Source organism: Shigella sp. FC1967, from assembly GCF_001743005.1.
In the GTDB taxonomy this organism is placed as follows: domain Bacteria; phylum Pseudomonadota; class Gammaproteobacteria; order Enterobacterales; family Enterobacteriaceae; genus Proteus.
In genome coordinates this window covers 1-1839 of the sequence record NZ_MIIZ01000927.1, presented here as the reverse complement: position 1 = coordinate 1839, position 1839 = coordinate 1, and the positions used below count along the sequence as shown (strand labels likewise).

Annotated in this window: 2 protein-coding genes; one reads left to right on the top strand and one right to left on the bottom strand. The window is 37.2% G+C overall.

Going from position 1 to position 1839, the window contains the following annotated elements:
• Positions 1-70 precede the first annotated feature (70 nt).
• Positions 71-1327, top strand: coding sequence for a Zn-dependent hydrolase (locus tag BHE89_RS16025; RefSeq protein WP_069367041.1), 1257 nt, complete (start codon positions 71-73; stop codon positions 1325-1327).
• Here the strand turns inward: BHE89_RS16025 and BHE89_RS16020 are convergent.
• On the bottom strand, positions 1321-1764 hold the full coding sequence (locus BHE89_RS16020; protein ID WP_286146223.1) for a hypothetical protein: 444 nt from the start codon (positions 1762-1764) through the stop codon (positions 1321-1323). The genes BHE89_RS16025 and BHE89_RS16020 overlap by 7 nt on opposite strands.
• Positions 1765-1839: the final 75 nt, after the last annotated feature.

The window sequence follows — 1839 nt, the reverse complement described above, 5'->3', positions numbered from 1 at the left end:
TTTTTTAATCCTTAAATTGTCTCATTTTTTAGACAAAAGGATATTACAGAAACCACGGGAGAATTCTCTTATGACTCAAAAAAATACAGCAACTCAGTATTCAATTGATGATATGAAAGCATTAATTGAGACAATGCAAATTTACAAAAAAGATAACAGCGGCAAAGGGATCACTCGTATTGCTTATGGTGAAGAAGATGAAGCCGCACACTTGTATCTTGCGGGTTTAATGAAAGAAGCGGGTCTTGAAGTTTATCGTGATGGCATTGGTACACTTTACGCACGTTTACCGGGTAAAGATCGCTCACTACCCGCAGTAGGTACAGGATCTCATCTTGATACAGTTCCTCAAGGTGGCGCTTATGATGGGGCTTTAGGCGTTATCGCAGGGTTTTATGCCTTAATGCAATATAAACCACAACAACTTAAACGTGACCTTGAGCTTGTTGTTTTTCGTGCGGAAGAATCTAGTCGTTTTGGATTTTCGTGTATTGGCAGTAAGGTATTAACAGGAAAAATAGATAAAGCACGCTGGGAACAAAATAGAGATGATGACGGCAATAATTTCTTTGACGTACTAAAATCTTTAGGTTATCAGCATGACAATTTTGATAATTGCATCATTACAAAAGATCGTTTTAGTGCTTTTGTTGAGCTTCATATTGAGCAAGGTAAACGACTTGAGAATGACAAAAAAACGATTGGTATTGTCAATGGTATTGCAGCACCAACACGTTTTTCAATCACGGTTAATGGCCATGCGGATCACTCTGGTGCAACACCGATGTACCAACGTCAAGATGCATTAGTGGCAAGTTCGGGGATTATCATTGATATCAACCATGCTGCATGCACTGAAGCCGTTTATGGCACAGTAGGCACTGTGGGTAAACTCAATGTTGTTCCGAATTCCATGAACGTCATTCCAGGACAAGTAAAATTCTCTGTTGATATTCGTGGTATTGATACTGAAAGTATTCAACGTGTTGTACAACGCCTAAATAATAGTGTTGAAAAAGCAGAAAAAGATTTTGGTGTCTCTATTGATGTTCAACCAATTTCTGCTGAAGTCCCCGTGAAACTAGATGATTCAATTTGCCAAGTTATTGAAAATTTATGCCAAAAACACGATATAGACTATATGACCATGTTAAGTGGTGCTGGGCATGACTCAATGAATATGGCATCACTTTATCCAACGGCGATGATCTTTACACCTTCAGTTGCCGGTATTAGTCATCATCCTGATGAATTTACCGAATTTAGTGATATTGCTGTCGCTGCTGATTTATTAGCAGAAACATTAGGCACATTAGCAAATCAATAATAACTCACTATTTGCTTTAAAAGGTTAATTGCATCATCCCCCTTGGTCGCTTTTAACCACAATTTATCAAAGAGAGATTGATATTGAAATATCGCCTCAGTTGAAGAAGTTACAGTAGCAATGCCCGTACTAACATTAGGGAATTCTCCTAAACGGAACGGGCTAACGGCTAAAGAAAGAGGGACTTTATCTTGATAAAATAATTGGAAAGTTAAAGACGGCATCGTATCTGAAATGATTGCAATATTAAGATAATTATTTTTTTGTTCTAACTTTTCAATTAAATGAAGAATTTCATTTTTTGCTCGTTCTTTTCTTTCTTGTTGCAGTGTTTTAGTTAAATTTACCGAACCTAGCATGCCAACATAAAGAAACTTTTCAATTTGTTGCTGGCTAATGAGGTTATAAATATGCAGTAGCAATGCCCGTACTAACATTAGGGAATTCTCCTAAACGGAACGGGCTAACGGCTAAAGAAAGAGGGACTTTATCTTGATAAAATAATTGGAAAG